The 18,722-nt window shown below is 37.2% G+C and carries 15 protein-coding genes and 1 pseudogene; 10 read left to right on the top strand and 6 right to left on the bottom strand.

From position 1 onward, the window contains the following. The 3 genes from TOL5_RS06570 to TOL5_RS06560 all read left to right on the top strand — a co-directional run bounded on the left by TOL5_RS06570 (position 1) and on the right by TOL5_RS06560 (position 2,685). Positions 1-1,737 (top strand): PepSY-associated TM helix domain-containing protein, encoded by a 1,737-nt coding sequence (locus tag TOL5_RS06570; protein WP_151780874.1) that lies wholly within the window; start codon positions 1-3, stop codon positions 1,735-1,737. After that, the gene (locus tag TOL5_RS06565; protein WP_121775824.1) at positions 1,734-2,072 is read left to right on the top strand and encodes a DUF3325 domain-containing protein; all 339 of its coding nucleotides are present in this window, start codon (positions 1,734-1,736) and stop codon (positions 2,070-2,072) included. The genes TOL5_RS06570 and TOL5_RS06565 overlap by 4 nt, the downstream gene beginning before the upstream one ends. Positions 2,073-2,160: 88 nt before the next feature. After that, entirely contained in the window at positions 2,161-2,685 is a 525-nt protein-coding gene (locus tag TOL5_RS06560) for a tetratricopeptide repeat protein (RefSeq protein ID WP_121775825.1), read from the top strand. Positions 2,686-2,729: 44 nt separating this feature from the next. On the opposite strand, the pseudogene TOL5_RS22405 reads toward TOL5_RS06560, so the two are convergent. The 5 genes and pseudogenes from TOL5_RS22405 to TOL5_RS06540 all read right to left on the bottom strand — a co-directional run. Next, positions 2,730-2,873, bottom strand: a pseudogene (locus TOL5_RS22405) (DUF4424 family protein); the annotation flags it as partial. A 78-nt stretch (positions 2,874-2,951) separates the two neighbouring features. Further along, on the bottom strand, positions 2,952-4,370 hold the full coding sequence (locus TOL5_RS06555) for an amidase (RefSeq protein ID WP_121775827.1): 1,419 nt from the start codon (positions 4,368-4,370) through the stop codon (positions 2,952-2,954). Further along, a complete protein-coding gene (locus TOL5_RS06550; RefSeq protein WP_005032729.1) occupies positions 4,360-4,542 on the bottom strand; it encodes a hypothetical protein in 183 nt (60 codons plus the stop codon). The genes TOL5_RS06555 and TOL5_RS06550 overlap by 11 nt, the downstream gene beginning before the upstream one ends. 655 nt (positions 4,543-5,197) lie before the next feature. Continuing rightward, positions 5,198-5,758, bottom strand: a complete 561-nt coding sequence (locus TOL5_RS06545; protein ID WP_121774750.1) for a hypothetical protein — start codon at positions 5,756-5,758, stop codon at positions 5,198-5,200. A 4-nt stretch (positions 5,759-5,762) separates the two neighbouring features. Then, positions 5,763-6,605: a hypothetical protein gene (locus TOL5_RS06540; RefSeq protein ID WP_121774749.1), complete on the bottom strand. Its 843-nt coding sequence runs from the start codon at positions 6,603-6,605 to the stop codon at positions 5,763-5,765. A gap of 287 nt (positions 6,606-6,892) precedes the next feature. Between TOL5_RS06540 and ahcY the strand changes: the two genes are divergently transcribed. The 7 genes from ahcY to TOL5_RS06505 all read left to right on the top strand — a co-directional run bounded on the left by ahcY (position 6,893) and on the right by TOL5_RS06505 (position 17,250). After that, the gene (gene ahcY, locus TOL5_RS06535) at positions 6,893-8,275 is read left to right on the top strand and encodes an adenosylhomocysteinase (protein WP_004829204.1); all 1,383 of its coding nucleotides are present in this window, start codon (positions 6,893-6,895) and stop codon (positions 8,273-8,275) included. 124 nt (positions 8,276-8,399) lie between these two features. Then, positions 8,400-9,236 (top strand): methylenetetrahydrofolate reductase [NAD(P)H], encoded by an 837-nt coding sequence (gene metF / locus TOL5_RS06530; protein WP_042087640.1) that lies wholly within the window; start codon positions 8,400-8,402, stop codon positions 9,234-9,236. Between the two features lie 38 nt (positions 9,237-9,274). Then, entirely contained in the window at positions 9,275-9,988 is a 714-nt protein-coding gene (locus TOL5_RS06525) for a 16S rRNA (uracil(1498)-N(3))-methyltransferase (RefSeq protein ID WP_121774747.1), read from the top strand. 143 nt (positions 9,989-10,131) lie between these two features. Further along, entirely contained in the window at positions 10,132-12,990 is a 2,859-nt protein-coding gene (locus tag TOL5_RS06520; protein ID WP_121774746.1) for an EAL and GGDEF domain-containing protein, read from the top strand. A gap of 137 nt (positions 12,991-13,127) precedes the next feature. Beyond that, positions 13,128-15,398, top strand: coding sequence for an NADP-dependent malic enzyme (locus TOL5_RS06515; RefSeq protein ID WP_009584199.1), 2,271 nt, complete (start codon positions 13,128-13,130; stop codon positions 15,396-15,398). 108 nt (positions 15,399-15,506) lie between these two features. Beyond that, positions 15,507-16,745 carry a multifunctional CCA addition/repair protein gene (locus TOL5_RS06510; RefSeq protein WP_121774745.1) on the top strand — a complete coding sequence of 413 codons (1,239 nt, stop codon included), beginning with the start codon at positions 15,507-15,509 and terminating at the stop codon, positions 16,743-16,745. A 70-nt stretch (positions 16,746-16,815) separates the two neighbouring features. Continuing rightward, a complete protein-coding gene (locus TOL5_RS06505) occupies positions 16,816-17,250 on the top strand; it encodes a hypothetical protein (protein WP_121774744.1) in 435 nt (144 codons plus the stop codon). A 144-nt stretch (positions 17,251-17,394) separates the two neighbouring features. On the opposite strand, the gene TOL5_RS06500 is transcribed toward TOL5_RS06505, so the two are convergent. Next, on the bottom strand, positions 17,395-18,702 hold the full coding sequence (locus TOL5_RS06500; RefSeq protein WP_058968817.1) for a hypothetical protein: 1,308 nt from the start codon (positions 18,700-18,702) through the stop codon (positions 17,395-17,397). Between the last annotated feature and the right edge of the window lie 20 nt (positions 18,703-18,722).

The raw sequence follows: 18,722 nt of genomic DNA, 5'->3' as shown, positions 1-18,722 counted from the left end.
ATGCGTGTAGATGCAAAAGTTGAAGGTCCACGCCAATCGATGTCTTGGCTACATACATGGGCAAGTCTAATTTTGGGTTGGTTACTCTATGCGATTTTTTTAACAGGAACATTGAGCTTTTTTCAGTCAGAAATTTCTGTTTGGATGAAACCTGAAACTCACCAATCTGTTCCAAGCTCATCGCAATTACAACAAACTCAAGTTGCTTTAAATTATTTACAGAAGAATTATCCCGATGCAGGCAGTTGGACCATCCAATTACCAAATTCGAGACAAACCACCACTGAGTTAAACATCCGCAAACAAGGTGAAGATTTACAAGCCCGCCGTGGTGGTGAGCGCATTACTATTGACAGTGCAACCGGTCAAGTTATCGAAGCACGAGACACTCGGGGTGGTGGTTTTCTCTATCGCTTTCACTTTGAACTCTATGGCGTAGATCGGATTTGGGCGCGCTGGTTGGTCGGTCTAGCAACCATGTTAATGTTTGTTGCGATCATCAGTGGCATCATTACACATAAAAAAATCTTTAAAGATTTCTTTACTTTCCGTTCTGGGAAAGGACAACGCTCTTGGTTAGATGCACATAATGCTACAGCGGTTTTTGCACTCCCTTTTCATATCATGATCACATTTAGTGGTCTGTTACTGCTCATGTTTATGTTTATGCCTTGGGGGATCAACCAAGTTTATGAAGATCGACAAGAGTTTTTTCAGGAAATGCGTGGTGGTGTTCAACAGAATAATACACGTAATCGAACAACAGAAAATCGTAACGGAACTGCAAACACAGCTCAGGGGCAAACTGGTCAAGCTCAACAAACTGCGGGCAATGAACAACGTTCACGTGGTGAAAGACGTGCTAAACATCAACAAGAAGCTGGACAGCCCGCAGCACTCACTGATTTAGCACCAATTATTGCAAATGCACAAATCCAGTGGAAAGACAATCCAATTGCGTCAATTCAGATCATTGCACCAAACACCACCAATGCAAGTATTGAACTTCGAGCACTTTATGCAAAAAGTGTAATACAACGTGGTGTATATCCTGTTTTAAAGTTTGATGGTGTTACGGGGAAAAACATCTCTGATGATCTACAAGCCAGAAATACTTCTGTTCCAATGGGTATCTACAACGTTGTGACTGTCTTACATGAAGCACGTGGACTAGATTTGACTTTCCGCTGGTTATTGTTCTTTTCTGGTGTTCTGGGCACTTTAATGGTGGCTACGGGCTTGATCTTGTGGTGTGTAAAAAGAGCACCTCAACAGCAAAAACAAGGTTATAAATCTTTTGGCTATCGCTTTGTAGAGGTCATGAATATTGCTGCAGTGATTGGATTACCGATTGCTTGTGCAGCTTATTTCTATGCCAATCGTTTTATCCCTTTTGAAGTAGAAGCACGTCTAAACTGGGAAATTCGTGCCTTCTTTATCGCATGGCTTGCAACTTTAATTTATGCCGCAATCCGACCACATCGTCAGGCTTGGTTAGAACTTTTAATGCTGGCAACAGTTACCTATGCCCTGTTACCACTCATTAATTTTATGACAGGCGGTCAAGCACTTTGGAACAGTATTGCCAATGGTCAATGGATGATTGCATCTTTTGATTTAATGACATGGGCGATCGCAATTTTGTTTTTCTTGTCATTTTATAAAGTCAAAAAACATAAAGGGCTTCCAGTCAAAAAAGCTAAAAATGTACCAGCAACCAAGGAGATCGCTGTATGATTTTCTTCTTATTGATTTGGTCTATATTCAGTTTAGCGATGATTGCACTTGCCAGCGCTATGTCAAAGCATCAAAAACAAATTTATGGTCATGAATTAGCAAAAAAACCAACCCTATTTGCGACACTATCAGGTTGGGGCTTATTGTTCATCTCTTTAATCATCTGCTTAATGTCAGGAAAACCGAGTAGTATGCTGAGCCTATGGGTGGGTATACTCACTTTTTCAGCATTATTCGTAGGATCATTGTTGAGCTATTACAGCGCTAAAATAAAAACTGTAGCAATCATCTGCCTCATTGTGAGTTGTATCACAGGTATCATCCTACTGGTCTAAATTGTTTGGTCAAAATCAGTTATACTCTTAAGCCAATCTTAGATTGGCTTTTTTATTAAAACTCTTTTGTCTTTACATTGGTATTTTTATGTCTAAACCACTTTCAATCCCTTCAGAATTGTTAAATCGTGCTGCGATGGGAAATCCTGCTGCACAATTTGAACTTGCTGAAATTTACATGCAAAGTGAGGATGAAGATAACAATCAACTCGCCGAAGAATGGGCATTGAAAGCAGCACAATTAGGACATGTAGAAGCCATGTACTGGTTAGGTGAAGGCTATACTTATTATGCAAAAGAAATTTTAGAAGAAGATCCAGATGAATCCAAAACCTACTTCGAACATGCACATCGCTGGTTAGAACAAGCCGCAAAACATCAACACCCTGCTGCATTATTAGAATTGTCTATTTTTTATCGTCGTGGTGATGTGGTTGAAAAAGATCTACTTAAATCTGTGGAACTGCTAGAACAATCCGCGAAATTAGGTGAAATTCAAGCCATGCGTGATTTGGTCTGTGTTTATGAGCATGGCTTAGGTGTTGATATTGATGATGAAAAAGCAGACTTCTGGGCAGATAAAGTCAAAACGATTGAAGATACTGAAAAATAAAGCAGTGCATCAAGCCTAATAATATAGGCTTGATGCTGAGTTTCTTTAATTAACTTCTTACTGATCCATAAATCTTCACTGTACACCGCAATATTTTTATTTTTAAGGTATTCAATTCCACCTGTCCTCACATAACCTGTTGAATCATTGGCAAATACGGGTATCATTGCAAAAATTGAACTCAGCATGATGATTTTAACCAATAGAAATACAAGCCTTGACTCATATTTCTATCATCCTGTCTTAGCACTTAAACGTTAAAAGATTTAAATGCGGTCTAAAACTGGCTGTTGATAATTAAACTTTACCTGTTCTTCAATAGCTAAGGCGATATTAAATACCTTTGGTTCTTGAAAAGCAGGACCTATGATTTGCAATCCTACTGGTTGCCCATCAATTAAACCACATGGGATAGTTAAGGCAGGTAAACCTGTTAAATTACTCGGACCCGTAAAACGAATAATATGATTTAATAGATCGACACGCTCACCATTAAGTTTTGCAACTGAACTGCCTATATCAGGTGGCAAAATAGGTAATGTTGGTGCAATCAAAACATCAATTTCTTTGAAGGCTTGGGCAAACTGTTGTTTTAGTTCCCTTCTTAATTGTTGAGCTTGTAAATATTCTACTGCCGTTGGCAACTCACCCAATTCAAATAATAGACGAATATCATCACCAAAATCATTTGGACGCTGCTGTAAATCATCATGGTGAATCGTAGCGGCTTCTGACAGACTCGTCACTAATTCTACATATTCAGCATTTTTCAATGCTGGGATTGTGACCTTCTTAATGATAGCACCACGCTGCTCAAGCTGAGCAATTTGTTCACGAACTAATTTTTCAATCGGCGCATCGACTTGATGAAAGAAATAGTCTTCGTTAATACCAATGACTTTACCTTTGACATCACTATTGAGCAAGGCAATATAATCTGGAATTTCAACGTGTTTAGAGGTCGGATCTCGCTCATCAAATCCTGCTATTACTTTTAACATAGCAGCAGCGTCTGCAACAGTTTTAGCCATTGGTCCAATATGATCTAAAGTCCATGCCAATGGAAAACAACCATACTTTGCAACTAAACCATGAGTTGGTTTTAACCCAACTAAGCCACATGCTGAAGATGGGATACGAATTGAACCTGCTGTGTCAGTTCCTAATGTAATGGTCGACATTCCTGAAGCAACAGCTGCACCTGAACCACCGCTTGACCCTCCAGGAATCTTATCAAGATTCCATGGATTACGGCACGGACCGAAATGTGGACTGTTATTGGTAATGCCCCATGCATACTCATGCATATTTAACTTACCGATAATGATTGCGCCCGCAGCCTTGAGTTTGGAAATCACAGTTGCATCATCACTAGAAATGAAATTGGCATGTATCTTAGAAGCCATAGTGGTCACTTCACCACCAATATAAATATTGTCCTTAATCCCCATTGGAATACCGTGGAATATGCCCTTATAGTTTCCTTGCGCAATCTCTACATCTGCTTGAGCAGCCTCTGCTAAGGCTTTATCTGCGCGAAATGAAATATATGCATTGATTTCTGCATTGTAATCTTGAGCATGTTTCAATACGAGTTGAGTTAAATCTACTGAACTTACACTACGGTCTTGAATGCGTTTACCCAACTCGACAACTGAAAGGTTTAAGAGGTCTTTATTTAACATGATCGCCTCCAGCTGTATTTGTGACACAAATATCATGGTCATTTTTAGTTTGAGTCTGAACCGTTTTTTTTAGCGCTTTTATTCCTTGCCATCTTTGTTCTAATTCTGCTTGAGTTTTCGGATTGACAGGTATATTCAACTGTCCCAATATTTTTGTTGCACTAATATCCATTATTATCACCGTCCTTTTGGAAAATTATATTTTCAGATTGACCATTCGATTCCCATAAATCTGGCGCCTCAATAAAATTATAATTATTGAATTTCACCTATAAAGATCATTTAATAGACAATCAGCTCCAATTTAATTGGATATAAAAAATATAATATTAGACCTAGGTTGTATTGACAAATAAAACCTCCACTATAAAAGATCACTCAATATAGTTAAAATAAAAAAATTATTATAAATAAAACCATCTCACACTTAATAAAATAAATTTATACATTTATTACCAGCATATTTGTCATTAATTATAAAAACTTAAACATCAAAAGTTAAAAAATATATTCATAAAATAGGAGAAAATATATATAAATTTTAAACCCATATTTACATTAAAAATACTAATCTTTATTCATATCGACATTAGGTTTCTTGCATCAGGCATTTTAAAAATTATAATTCAACACAAAATCTTCCCCATCCTTGTTTTATCCCTTTGGGAGAACGAACTTTCAATATTAATATGATTCGTTCAACATGATCATTTTTTTATTTATGAAAAAAAACTATTAAGGATCGTTTATAAACAAATAATCTGCCCTATCTAAGCACTCAGTTCTACCCACTTTGACGAATAATTCTATTTCTGTTTATCACAATATTAAATTCCATCCAAATCAGGAAATTCAATATTTTGATAACGATGAGCGTAAATATCGACATCAAAAGTAATGTGAGTCGAAATATCATTCATGATCTGTTCTTGAAAAAGGACTTCTTTTTCTAATATGGCGTTCCAATACTTAGGTTGATCTGAAAAGTTTTGATAGTAGTCTAGTAGCTCGATGACCCCACTTAATAAAGCCACCAATGCTTGAGATTTATCTTGTTTTGAAACCATCATTGCAAAAGCATCTAAACAAATCACTTCAATTTCATCCAGTTCCTCATAATCATCTACATATTCATCAATTGCCGCATTAGAGCGCTGAATCTTTTGTTGATAGTGAATCAAAAGCTCATGATCAATATCATTAAATAGTTGGGATTTATTGATGGTAATTTGATAATTTTTTTCAATAGAAACATAAAAATGAGGTAATTTCTCATAAAAACTAAAAAGGGCTTTGACCAAACTTTTACGTTGTTCAATTGAGGCTTGTTCAATCGCTTGTTTGAGTGCAAAAGTATGTAAATCAATAATTTTAACGATATCTATCATTTTTTCAGCCCCAATACTGACTTTTTAAAACCATAAAACCAATCCAAAGAAAAAGTAACGTCATCACACTTACAATAAATATCACACTGATCAGCACATATCTCAACCAAGCGGGTTGACGATTCAGTGCTTGGCTAAAACCTGACAAATGCTTTCTTAATCGTCCTACTACATACATCGAACCGGCAATAGCCACGGCAAAAACCAAAAAATACTGGGCAATAAAAAAGATTTTAGCGAGCCACGATCCTCTTAAATCAAACCACCTCTGAGAATAAAATAAAAAAGCGTCTTGGGGTTGTGCTGGGTTAACCCAAACCTCAAATTCACGCTTGTTTATTGAATGTTCAAACTTTTGCTGTGAAGATTGCTTTAAAGTATCAGATTGATCTGTAACCCACAGATAATACTGCCGAGCAATATCAGGTTGTTCGACTGTATACATCTTTTGTTGATAACGATACTCATAGATCACATTCATATAAGCAAAACTGGTACTGCGCCCGATTCGATACTGTTCAGCAGAGTAATCAATGATACGAACGTGTTGTACTTTTTCCCAAGTCGGATGCCAGAGTTTAAATTCTTCAAATTGTATACGTGGTGAAGCGGTATAAACACACTGCAAAATAAAATAGCTACAGATCAACACCAAAGCATGCACATGGCTGTGCTTGGAAAGAGAAAATTTGCGCCCTAGAAATACAGAGAAAATGATATAGAACAAGAACACATAGAGAAAAATGTGAATATTTTCATCTGCAATAAAATAGAAAAATATGCCAAAAATCACAAATACAGCTACAAATATAACGCCTAAATATTGTTTGATTTGATGTAAATGCATTATTTGCCTTTATTATGATGTTGATCGCTTTATTGATACTGAACTATTTTTCATACAGATTTTGCCCAAAAACTAATTTTATCTTTTAGTTGAATATTAACCAACTACATTTGAACTCTAATAAAATCTAGGTACAATAGTCGCCAGTCGAGGGATGCTGCGACTTTTTCACAGGCACATAAATGTGAAATCGCTAGGCTCGACGATTCGGTCAGACATTCGTGCTGGTCAACAACGGCATCCGCGAACTGAATGATCAATATTTGTTATTTATAAAGGAGATCGTGATGAACGCGGTTAATGCTTCATTTACAGATTATAAAGTTGCTGATATTTCCCTAGCCGATTACGGTCGTAAAGAAATCAAACTTGCTGAAGCAGAAATGCCAGCATTGATGGGTTTACGTAAGCGTTACTCAGCAGCAAAACCACTTGCTGGTGCAAAAATTCTTGGTTGTATCCATATGACCATTCAAACCGCTGTTTTGATTGAAACATTGGTTGAACTTGGCGCAGAAGTACGTTGGACTTCATGTAACATCTTCTCGACTCAAGATCATGCTGCTGCGGCTATTGCAGCTTCTGGTATTCCAGTATTTGCTTGGAAAGGTGAGACTGAAGAAGAATACATGTGGTGTCTTGAACAGCAAATCAATGTAAATGGCAAACCTTGGGATGCCAACATGATTTTAGATGATGGCGGTGATTTAACTGCTGTTGTTCATGAAAAATATCCTGAACTCATCGCTAAAATTCATGGTATCACTGAAGAAACAACTACAGGCGTACAACGTCTACATGAAATGTTCCGTGATGGAACATTGAAAGTTCCAGCAATCAATGTCAATGACTCGATTACCAAGTCTAAAAATGACAATAAATACGGTTGCCGCCATTCTCTGAATGATGCCATCAAACGTGGTACAGATATGCTTTTATCTGGACGTCGTGCATTGGTGATCGGTTATGGTGATGTAGGTAAAGGTTCTGCTCAATCTCTTCGTCAAGAAGGCATGATTGTTCGCGTAACTGAAATTGACCCAATCTGTGCAATGCAAGCATGTATGGACGGTTATGAAGTCGTTTCTCCATACAAAAATGGTGTTCAAACAGGCAAGAAAGAAGATATTAACTTAGACCTTCTTCAAAATACTGACCTCATTGTGACCACAACGGGTAACTACCACGTGTGTGACTCAGCAATGTTGGATACGTTAAAAGCAGGATCAGTGGTGTGTAACATCGGTCACTTCGATACTGAAATTGATACCAACTATTTACGTGGCTACAAATGGGTTGAAGTTAAACCACAAGTACACCAAGTTTATCGTACAGAAAATGAAAACGATTATTTGATCCTTTTATCTGAAGGACGTTTGGTTAACTTAGGCAATGCAACAGGTCACCCTTCTCGTGTAATGGATGGTTCTTTTGCCAACCAAGTATTAGGTCAAATGCATCTATTTGCTGAAAAATTTGCAGATCTTCCAGAAGATCAAAAAGCAGCAAAAATACGTGTTGAATTAATTCCTAAAAAACTGGATGAAGAAGTTGCTGCTGCAATGGTTGCTGGTTTTGGTGGTGTATTGACACAATTGACTCAAGAACAAGCAGACTACTTAGGTGTGCAAGTTGAGGGTCCGTTTAAATCTGAAGCTTATAAATACTAAGTTTTCATCCTATCTACCCTACACTTTTAAAGTTTATATATTGAAAGTGGATATCCTCTCTTTAGGGAGAGGATTGGGTAAAAGTGAAAGATATTAAAAAGCATTTATAAAAAAGGATTTAATCATGAGCAAACGTATTCCCATTTCGTTTGAGTTTTTCCCAACCAAAACCGACGCAGGTGCGGAAAAACTTAAAATCGTTCATCAAGAATTGCAACAATTCAATCCAGAGTTTTTTTCGATTACTTATGGTGCTGGTGGTTCTACCCGTGAACGTACTTTAGCCGCAATTAATGATTTTAATGGTAAAGGTACACCTGTTGCCCCACATCTTTCATGTATTGGCGATGATAAGGCACGCATTGCTGAATTATTAGATATTTATAAGGCACAGGGTATTGATCGTATCGTTGCATTACGTGGTGATTTACCATCAGGTCAAGTTGGGCTAGGTGAACTCCCTTATGCGACCGATTTGGTTCGTTTTATTCGTGAACATACGGGTGACCACTTTAAAATTGAAGTCGCAGCATACCCAGAAATGCATCCTCAAGCGGAAAGCTATGATGCAGATATTCAACACTTTATTGAAAAAGTAAATGCTGGAGCAAATGCAGCCATTACTCAATTTTTCTTTAATCCAGATGCCTATTTCTATTTTGTAGATCGTATCCAAAAAGCAGGAATTGATATTCCTGTTGCACCAGGCATTATGCCAATTACCAATGCCAGTAATTTAATTCGCTTTGCTGATGGTACGGGTGCTGAAATCCCACGATGGATTCGTAAGCAACTTGCCACTTATGGTGATGACTCTGCCAGCATTAAAGCCTTTGGTCATGAGGTTGTGATTAAGCTGTGTGAACGCCTCATTGCAGGTGGTGCACCGAGTTTGCACTTCTATACAATGAACCACACTGAACCGAACCGTCAACTTGTCCTTGATCTTGGCTTAGCTTAAATCAAAAAATTGAATTCCTTACTTGTGAGTTAAACTGAATGCCTCGCTTTTATATTGAAACGTATCTGGCTGTCGATACGACAGTTGAACTGACTGAAACCGTATTTCATCATTGGGTTAAGGTATTACGTGCACAAGTCGGTGAACAAGCCACTTTGTTCAATGGACAAGGTGGAGAATATGAAGTGCGCTTAACAGAGGTTGCTAAAAAGTCAGCTTCTGTTGCGGTGCAATCATTTCACTCCGATAATCGGACGCCTGCTTTTAATGCTTTGCTAGGACAAGTCATGAGTAAAGGTGATCGTATGGATTATGCCATACAGAAAGCAGTTGAACTTGGTGTATCCAAAATTCAATTACTGACTTCTGAGCGTTGTGAAATGCGTTTAAAATATGACCGCGATCAAAAAAAGCTTGATCATTGGCAAGGTATTGCGATTGCTGCTTGTGAACAGTGTGGGATGAATATTGTGCCTGAAATTCTTGCTCCTTTGAGCTTACAAAGCTGGCTGGAAAGTAAATTACCAGAGACTCGTTTTGTTCTTGCTCCTGAAAAAGAGCAAACCGATGTTCTAGCAAATGCATCCTCAAATCTTGCACTGTTGATTGGTCCAGAAGGTGGACTCAGTGAAGCAGAAATCTTGACAGCGAACCAATATGGCTTTAAAAATTGGTGTATTGGTCAACGTGTATTAAGAACCGAGACTGCACCTATCGTTGCCCTGTCTATTTTGAATTATTATTTCCCATAAAAGTGACTTCTATCACACAAAGCAATTGCAAATTTGGTGATTTCACAGTATTTTAGTAGCAAAGAGACTATTAATTAACAAATTTTCAATAGTTGCTCCCCTTAAACCTACGCATTCTAAAAATAGCAGAGGTGCAACAGCTAATGAATGATGTTCAGGAAGAGCTTCTTTCATATGATGTGAATTCATCGAACATCAGAAAGACTGTTAAAAATATCCGAATTTTTTTTATTTGGGTATTATTTACGTGCATTTGTGATGCCTTTATTTATCTTTATTTGTTTAAGACACATACCGATTTACTGACATCTTGGTTTGCTGCCACTGTTTTATTTATCCTGTCGACCTGTATTTTTCTAACCTGTATGCTTTATCAAAAGAAAAAAAAATCTTTTAAGCATATGCATGTATTTTTTCAATTTTTTAGTCTAATTTTAGGCAGTCTCTTTGGTATTGGCATCTATATTATCAATTTAGAATTGACCAAATTACCCGATACACTTAACCCTTTTTATTCTTTTCTTTTATCCAGTTTTTTGTTGAGTTTTTCTTATGTCATGGCGATGAACTTTCTGAATCAACGATTCAGTTATTTCACCGCTTTGTTTGTTCCGTCTTCGATTCCCGTTTTCAGCATTCCATTACTATTTCCACAAAATACCAATGAAGTGTATAGCACAGTATTTATTGTTTGGTTCGCATTGTTATTTTTCAGTGCGTATATCTCACATAAAATTTACTTAAATTCGGAAATTTTAAATCTGAAAAATCGCGTATTGATTAGACAATCTCAGCAACAACTTGAACAATCAAAAGGTTTACAGCTTCAACTCAAAAATGAAATCTCCAAAACTGAAACCATGAAAAATGAGTTGCAACTGCATAATCATTTATTAGAACAAAAAGTTAAAGAGCGAACATATGATTTTAAGCAAATGAATGATCGTCTTGAGAATCATCAAGCCAATCTTACCTTTGCACATGAAACCGCTGGAATTCATTCATGGGTCTGGAACATAGAGAAACGTACCTTTGAAATCGCCGACTCAAAGAGTGATGCTGAATTTAGACAATTAAATCTTAAACAGAACAGTGTAGATGATTTCATTCATCCTGAAGATATTGAAAATTATAAAACGCTACTTAAACAACATCTCAAAGGCAAGACTGAACGTTTTGAAGCAATTTATCGTGTAAAGCGCGATGATCAATGGTGCTGGATTCAGGATATTGGTAAAGTAGTTTCAAAGAACTTTAATAATAAACCATTAAGAATGGTGGGTATTCAACGCAATATTCAAAAAGAAAAAACAGATCAAGAAAAATTAAAACTGGCTGCGAATGTTTTAGAACAAGTGGCTGAAGGTGTATTTATTTTAGACAATAATTTGTGTTATTTAGAAGTGAATCCCTATTTTGAACAACTTCTGGCATATACCGAAAATGATTTGATTGGTCGCCATCTCTTTGATATTACACTCAACAACAATGCACGTACGCAAAAGATGTATACGGTGATTACCCAAAGTTTAGTCCAACATGGTGAATTTGAATCAGAATTACAAATTGATTTCACATCAGGGAAAAAGTTGGTGCTTTGGGTACATATTAATGCGATTTATGATGAAAAAAATAAAATTTCAAACTATGTGGGCATTATTACGGACTTAACTGATCGCAAAAAGCAGGAACAACGACTCTCTTACCTAGAGCATTATGATATTCTCACCGATCTGCCTAATCGCTTTTATTTCAAGCAACGACTTCATCATTATTTAACCCATTATTCGAGTACATTTAAAAACTTTGCGGTTTTACGCATTAACATTGATCGTTTTAAACTGTTTAATGAGTTCATGAGCCATAAAGAAGGTGATGAATTACTCAAACGAGTGGCACATCGTTTAAGATTATGTTGTAGCAATGCCTCGCTTATTGCCTATTTGAACAATGATGATTTTGCTGTGATATATAATTTAAACAGTAATATCAATATTCATCAGCATGCACAAAACATCTTAGATGCATTTAAACAGCCATTTGAAATCAATGCACAAGAACAAACCATTACGCTTTCAATTGGGATTGCCCTGTACCCAGAGCATGGGCTGCAACTGGATAGTTTAAATGGTCACGCAGAATCTGCTTTGAGAGAAGCCAAACGCTTAGGTGGCAATACAGTTTATTTTTATTCTGATAAGAAAACACCTTTACTCAATCAAGGTATAAACTTAGAAAGCGAACTTCGAAAAGCGATTAAACATAAAGAGTTGACTGTCCACTATCAACCTAAAATCTGTGTTAAAACACAACGTATTTATGGTTTTGAAGCTTTAGTGCGTTGGCATCATCCTACACTTGGCTATATTTTGCCTGATATTTTTATTCCACTGGCAGAAGAAACCAGTTTAATTTCTGATATTGGATTGATCGTATTGCATGAAACCTGTAAACAGATTCAGTATTGGCAATCTCTTGGCTTTGATCACTTTAGAGTATCCATCAATATTGTTGCCCAACAAATCTATCGTGGTCAGTTGATTGAAGATATTGATTATGCGCTTAAAAAATATAATATTTCTGGTGATATGCTTGAACTTGAATTAACTGAATCTTCTTTATTTGAAAAATCAGACCAAGTCAATTTACTTTTAAAACAACTGAAAGATCGCCATATTTCAATTTCTTTAGATGATTTCGGTACAGGTTATTCTTCCCTCGCCTATCTTACCAGTTATCCATTTGATATTTTAAAAATAGATAAAGCCTTTATTTCAAAAATTGGTCAAGAGAAAGACGAAGCGATTGTGAATGCAATTATTGCCATGGGAAATGCCATAGGGATTACGCTTGTTGCTGAAGGTGTAGAAACCAAAGAACAGGCATTATTTTTAGAAAAACATGGATGCTATATTTTACAAGGATTCTATTTTTCTAAAGCACTTTCTTCAGTAGACAGTACAAAATATTTAGAACAGCATAAGCTAATTACGATTTGCTAATTTTTTTAGACTTTAAATCTATAACTTTGTTGGAAATAACTGCTTTTTGACTGTCGGTATTGTTCAACAAATGTTATATTCGATCAAATTTAGTCAAACCACCAGCCTCGCTGGAACATGTAATAATCGAGATTCAGATGGATGATCAATCTTTAAAACAGCAAGCCCTTTACTATCACGAATTTCCAACACCAGGAAAAATCAGCGTTACACCAAGCAAGCAATTGGTCAATCAACATGATCTAGCACTTGCCTACTCTCCTGGCGTCGCAGCACCTTGTTTAGAAATTGAAAAAGACCCTTCTAAAGCTGCGCTTTATACTGCGCGTGGTAACTTGGTCGCAGTGGTCAGTAATGGTACAGCCGTTTTAGGACTGGGTAACATTGGTCCATTGGCATCTAAGCCAGTAATGGAAGGTAAAGGCGTATTATTTAAAAAATTCGCGGGTGTCGATGTTTTCGATATCGAAATTGCTGAAAATGATCCTGATAAAATTGTTGATATCGTAGCAGCATTAGAACCTACTTTTGGTGGAATCAACCTCGAAGACATTAAAGCACCAGAATGTTTCTATATTGAACAAAAACTTCGTGAACGCATGAAAATTCCTGTGTTCCATGATGATCAACACGGTACCTCTATCATTGTTGGTTCAGCACTTCTCAATGCCTTACAATTAAACGGTAAGAAAATTGATGAAATCAAAATTGTCGCTTCTGGCGCTGGCGCTGCAGCACTTTCATGTTTAGATTTACTTTGCGCGATTGGTGCGAAAAAAGAAAACATCATTGTGGCAGACTCACGTGGTCTATTAACCACAAAACGTGAAGGCTTAGATGAGTCGAAAAAGCGTTATGTACAAGATATTGAAGGCTCTCAAATCGCAGATGTGATTGCAGATGCTGATATGTTCTTAGGTCTTTCAGCAGCAGGTATCTTGACCAAAGAAATGGTTAAAGTGATGGCAGCAGATCCTATCATCTTTGCCTTAGCCAACCCAGATCCTGAAATTTTGCCTGAACATGCACATGAAGTACGTCCAGATGTGATTATGGCGACAGGTCGTTCAGACTATCCAAACCAAGTCAACAATGCGCTGTGCTTCCCTTATATCTTCCGTGGTGCGCTTGACGTGGGTGCAACAACAATTAACGAAGAGATGAAAATTGCTTGTGTGCATGCAATTGCACGTATGGCACATGTTGAAGCAGATGCTGCATCTTATGGTGAAAAATCTGCATCGTTTGGTCGTGATTATTTAATTCCACGTCCACTTGATCAACGTCTGATTTTGGAAATTGCACCTGCTGTCGCTCAAGCTGCGATGGACTCAGGCGTAGCGAGTCGTCCAATTGCTGACTTCTCTGCTTACCGTCAACGTTTATCTGAGTTTGTCTATAACTCAGCATTGATGATGAAACCTATTTTTGCGCAAGCAAAAACTGCACCTAAACGTATTGCTTATGCTGAAGGTGAAGATCTTCGTGTATTACGTGCAGTACAAATTGCAGTTGATGAAGGTTTAGCACAACCTATTCTTGTGGGTCGTACTTCTGTCATCGAAACCAACATTAAGAAATTGGGCTTACGTCTAGAACATGGTGTAAACATCACGATCGTTGATCAAGAGAAAAACCCTGATTACGATAAGTTTGCAGATGACTATTACAACTTGATGCAACGCAAAGGCGTAACGCCTGAGTATGCTCAACGTGAGTCACGTCGTCGTTCTACGCTGATTGCTGCAATGTTGGTTCGTCATGGTTTAGCAGACGGTATGTTATGTGGTACTTATGCAAGTTATGACATTCATTTAGACTTTGTTAAAAATGTGATTGGTCTAAAAGATGGTCGTAGCACATTCTTTACTCTGAACGCATTAATGCTTGAAGATCGCAATATTTTCATTGCCGATACTTATGTAAACACTAACCCAACGGCTGAACAGCTTGCTGAAATGACAATTTTAGCTGCTGAAGAAGTCCGTCGTTTCGGTATGACGCCACGTGTTGCTTTATTGTCGCATTCAAGCTTTGGTTCAGACCAAAACGATCCAAGCGCACAGAAAATGCGTAAAGTGTTTGAAATCTTGACTGAGATTGCACCAGAGTTGGAAGTGGAAGGCGAAATGCACGCAGATGCGGCATTAGACGAAAATATTCGTCATTTTGCATTCCCAAATTCTCGCTTCAAAGGTTCTGCAAACTTGTTGATCATGCCAAATCTTGATGCAGCAAACATTTCATTCAACTTGTTAAAATCTACATCAGGCAATAATGTAACGATTGGTCCTATTTTGCTTGGTGCTGCGAAGCCAGTTCATATCTTAACACCAACTGCAACAACACGTCGTTTGGTGAATATGACTGCTTTAACTGTTGCTGAAATTCAACAAGCTCAAGGCTAACCCAGCTTAGTTGTAAATACTGCAGAACTTTAGTCAAGCAACTCAAGTTCTGTACTTGAGAAAACCTCTATTCTGTTGCATGATGGCATCAAGAATAGAGGTTTTTTCATGCAAGTTTATTTAGTAGGCGGTGCCGTTAGAGATCATTTACTCGGTCATCCCTATCACGAAAAAGATTATGTTGTGGTTGGTGCTACACCAGAACAACTTCTTGCCCAAGGTTATCAACCTGTGGGAAAAGATTTCCCTGTGTTTTTACATCCAGAAACAAAAGAAGAATATGCGCTCGCACGTACTGAACGTAAGTCAGGACATGGGTATCATGGCTTTGAGTTTTTTACTGATCCCGATGTCACTTTAGAAGAAGATTTGATTCGCCGTGATCTCACCATCAATGCCATGGCAATGGATGATGCTGGTCAAGTTTATGACCCTTATCACGGACAAGATGACCTTAAACATAAAGTTTTACGTCATGTTTCTAGTGCTTTTGCAGAAGACCCTTTACGTGTGTTGCGTGTAGCACGTTTTGCTGCTCGTTATGCCCAATATGGTTTCCGTATCGCTGATGAAACCATCAGCTTAATGCACCTATTGGCTGAGTCTGGTGAGTTACAAGCTTTAACACCAGAACGAGTTTGGAAAGAAACTTCTCGTGCATTATTGGAAGATCATGCTGATGTTTATTTTGAAGTATTACGTGAATGTGGTGCTTTAAAAGTTTTATTCCCTGAAATTGATGCACTGTTTGGTGTACCACAACGACCTGAATATCATCCTGAAATTGACTGTGGTATTCATACCCTGATGTCTCTGCAACAAGCATGTAAAGCCAATTATGCTTTAGATGTGCGCTTTGCTGTACTGGTACATGATCTGGGTAAAGCGCTTACGCCAAAAGATGAGCTACCACGGCATATCATGCATGAAGAACGTGGTATTCAACCTGTTACGGCGGTGTGTGATCGTTTGCGTGTACCAACTCAAACCAAACAACTTGCCCTTGCTGTATGTAAAGAGCATTTAAAATGCCACCAAGCCTTTACTTTAAAAGCAGGCACATTATGGCGCTTACTACAACGTTTAGACGTATTGCGCCGTCCAGAGCGTGTTGAAGCGTTTGTTCAAGCCTGTGAATGTGATGCAAAAGGTCGTTTAGGTTTAGAAGATCGTGAATACCCTCAAGCTCATTTTCTTTTAGAGGTGATGAAAACTGTACGTAGCATCAAAGCCTCAGACTTACCATCAGAAGTTCAAGGTGCTGATATTGGTGAGATGCTGATTCAAAAACGCATCGAGGCGATTGCGCATTTAAAAGATCAATTAGGTCATCATCATACGGTTTAAGCAAAAAACCTCTCAGAAATTTGAGAGGTTTTGATTGTTATTCAAATATAGAAAGAAGAAAGGATTGATCTTGCAGAATTTAATTATTAAAACAAAAACTGCTCAATTGCTTACATCATCACAACGAAAAAATTTTGAAGTTTTACGCAAACCATTGATTCAATATGCAATTCGCTATCAACGTAATTATCCCTTTGATATCTTAGAGGAGGTTGCAGATTATTTAGAATACTTTATTCAAAATCCATTGTTCAGCATTGATCAAATTGAAAACAGAATCAAAGATCATATCGAAATGGGACAAAACGAATACTCGTTTAGTTTAAATGAAATTTCAAATGCATTTTCAATATTAATTCAAACAAAATATTTAACCCTAAACCATGTTTTATCTGCTTTAAATCATATTTTAATCGCGTATTCATTCAACTTTGAAAACCAGCTTTTTTTGAAACAAGAAGATAATTTTTTATTGAGCATATTAGAGAAATATAAAATTTATTAAATTTTCATATACTTAAATTATTTACTATCTATATAAGTAAATGCTGCAATTTAATTACCAATTCATTAAAAATGGACGATAGGTGCAGGGCTCGAACCTGCGTCCATTCGGTCCTAGAGCCGAACGTTCTACCACTGAACTAACCTACCATTTACCAGAAAAAAATTTATACCTTTTCAAAATACTGGCTAAAAAAGGATGATTGATTGCTACTCCATGTACCAATTCAGGTGTAGGCTTAAATGCTACAATACCATGTAACTTTGGTGCAATCCAACCCGATTTTTCGGGGTCTAAACTTACCGCAAAACATTGCTTGATCACATTTGTTTTGGTACATACTGCTTGTCCTTGTATAACCTCCCAAGGTAAGGGCAATTGAGACCAAACCAGTGTATTTGGGTCAAGCTTTCCACCTGATTGAAAATGCCATGCAGCAACATCTGCTGCCATAAGGCGTAATACTTTACCAAAACAGATCTCATCCAAAATTGAGTCCAACCCAAGTGCATAAATCAATTGCATCCATTGATCTCGTGCTTTATTCCAAGCACCTGCTGCGTGATTCCAAGTTGAAGAATCATTGCCTCGCTTTACGATCATGGTTTGCCGGTCAATATCATTATTTTGCCAAAGTACTCGTAAAAAGTGAGCGATATTTTCTAAAGCACTGGTCCACTTCCCTAACAAGTTTCCTTTTTGTACTTCTGATAATTTTTCTAACACCTCAGGGGTAATATATACCTGAGCAATAGCCCACCAATTGGTAGTTTGATAATCGTTACAGCGAGTTAAAAGCATTTCACAGATTTCATCAAATGGTTGCTCTTGTGAAGTATTTGTAAAAACACTACGTAAGTTACATCGAGCAGTATAATATGCAATAAAACATGCTGAATTGAGATCTTGAATAAAATCGTTATAGCCTAAATGATGTGCAAAACCATGCTTAGCAATTTTCTCATATTCCAGCTTTTGCAGTTCTTTTTGAATCGTCTGTTGCTTTTTTTCTATACGTTTAGCTAAACGCCATTTTTTATTATATTGCCGCTTAGATAATTGTAACTGCCTATGATCGCGCTCATTTTTGTTAAGCCTGTCTTGAACAAAATCATTGTGTCCGACTTTTTTAAATAATGTTGCTTCGATCTGCTGTAAAAGAGGGTTAATATCGTCTGTTTTACAATAGTCCAATTCAGCCATTGGCTGAAAATGAAAAAGTGTATTTGCCGTATTTACTTGCTTTTGTGCGCCTACGATAACTCTAAAGTGTTCAGGCATTGAAGTATAAGCAATACTTTTACGCACGAGTGCATAACGTGCCGCCCTTTCTAATATTTGACGTTCATGCGCATTTAAATCTGATCCAATCAACTTTCTGATAATTTCAGCAATATCTTCTGGTCGTCTTCGCTCATTTAAGGATTTGTATAAAATTTCTATATCATTCATATTCTTATTATTCCTCGTAA

Origin of the sequence: Acinetobacter sp. Tol 5 (assembly GCF_019702905.1) — a bacterium.
Taxonomy (GTDB): Bacteria; Pseudomonadota; Gammaproteobacteria; order Pseudomonadales; family Moraxellaceae; genus Acinetobacter; species Acinetobacter bereziniae.
This window is presented reverse-complemented; position numbering and strand designations above follow the sequence as displayed.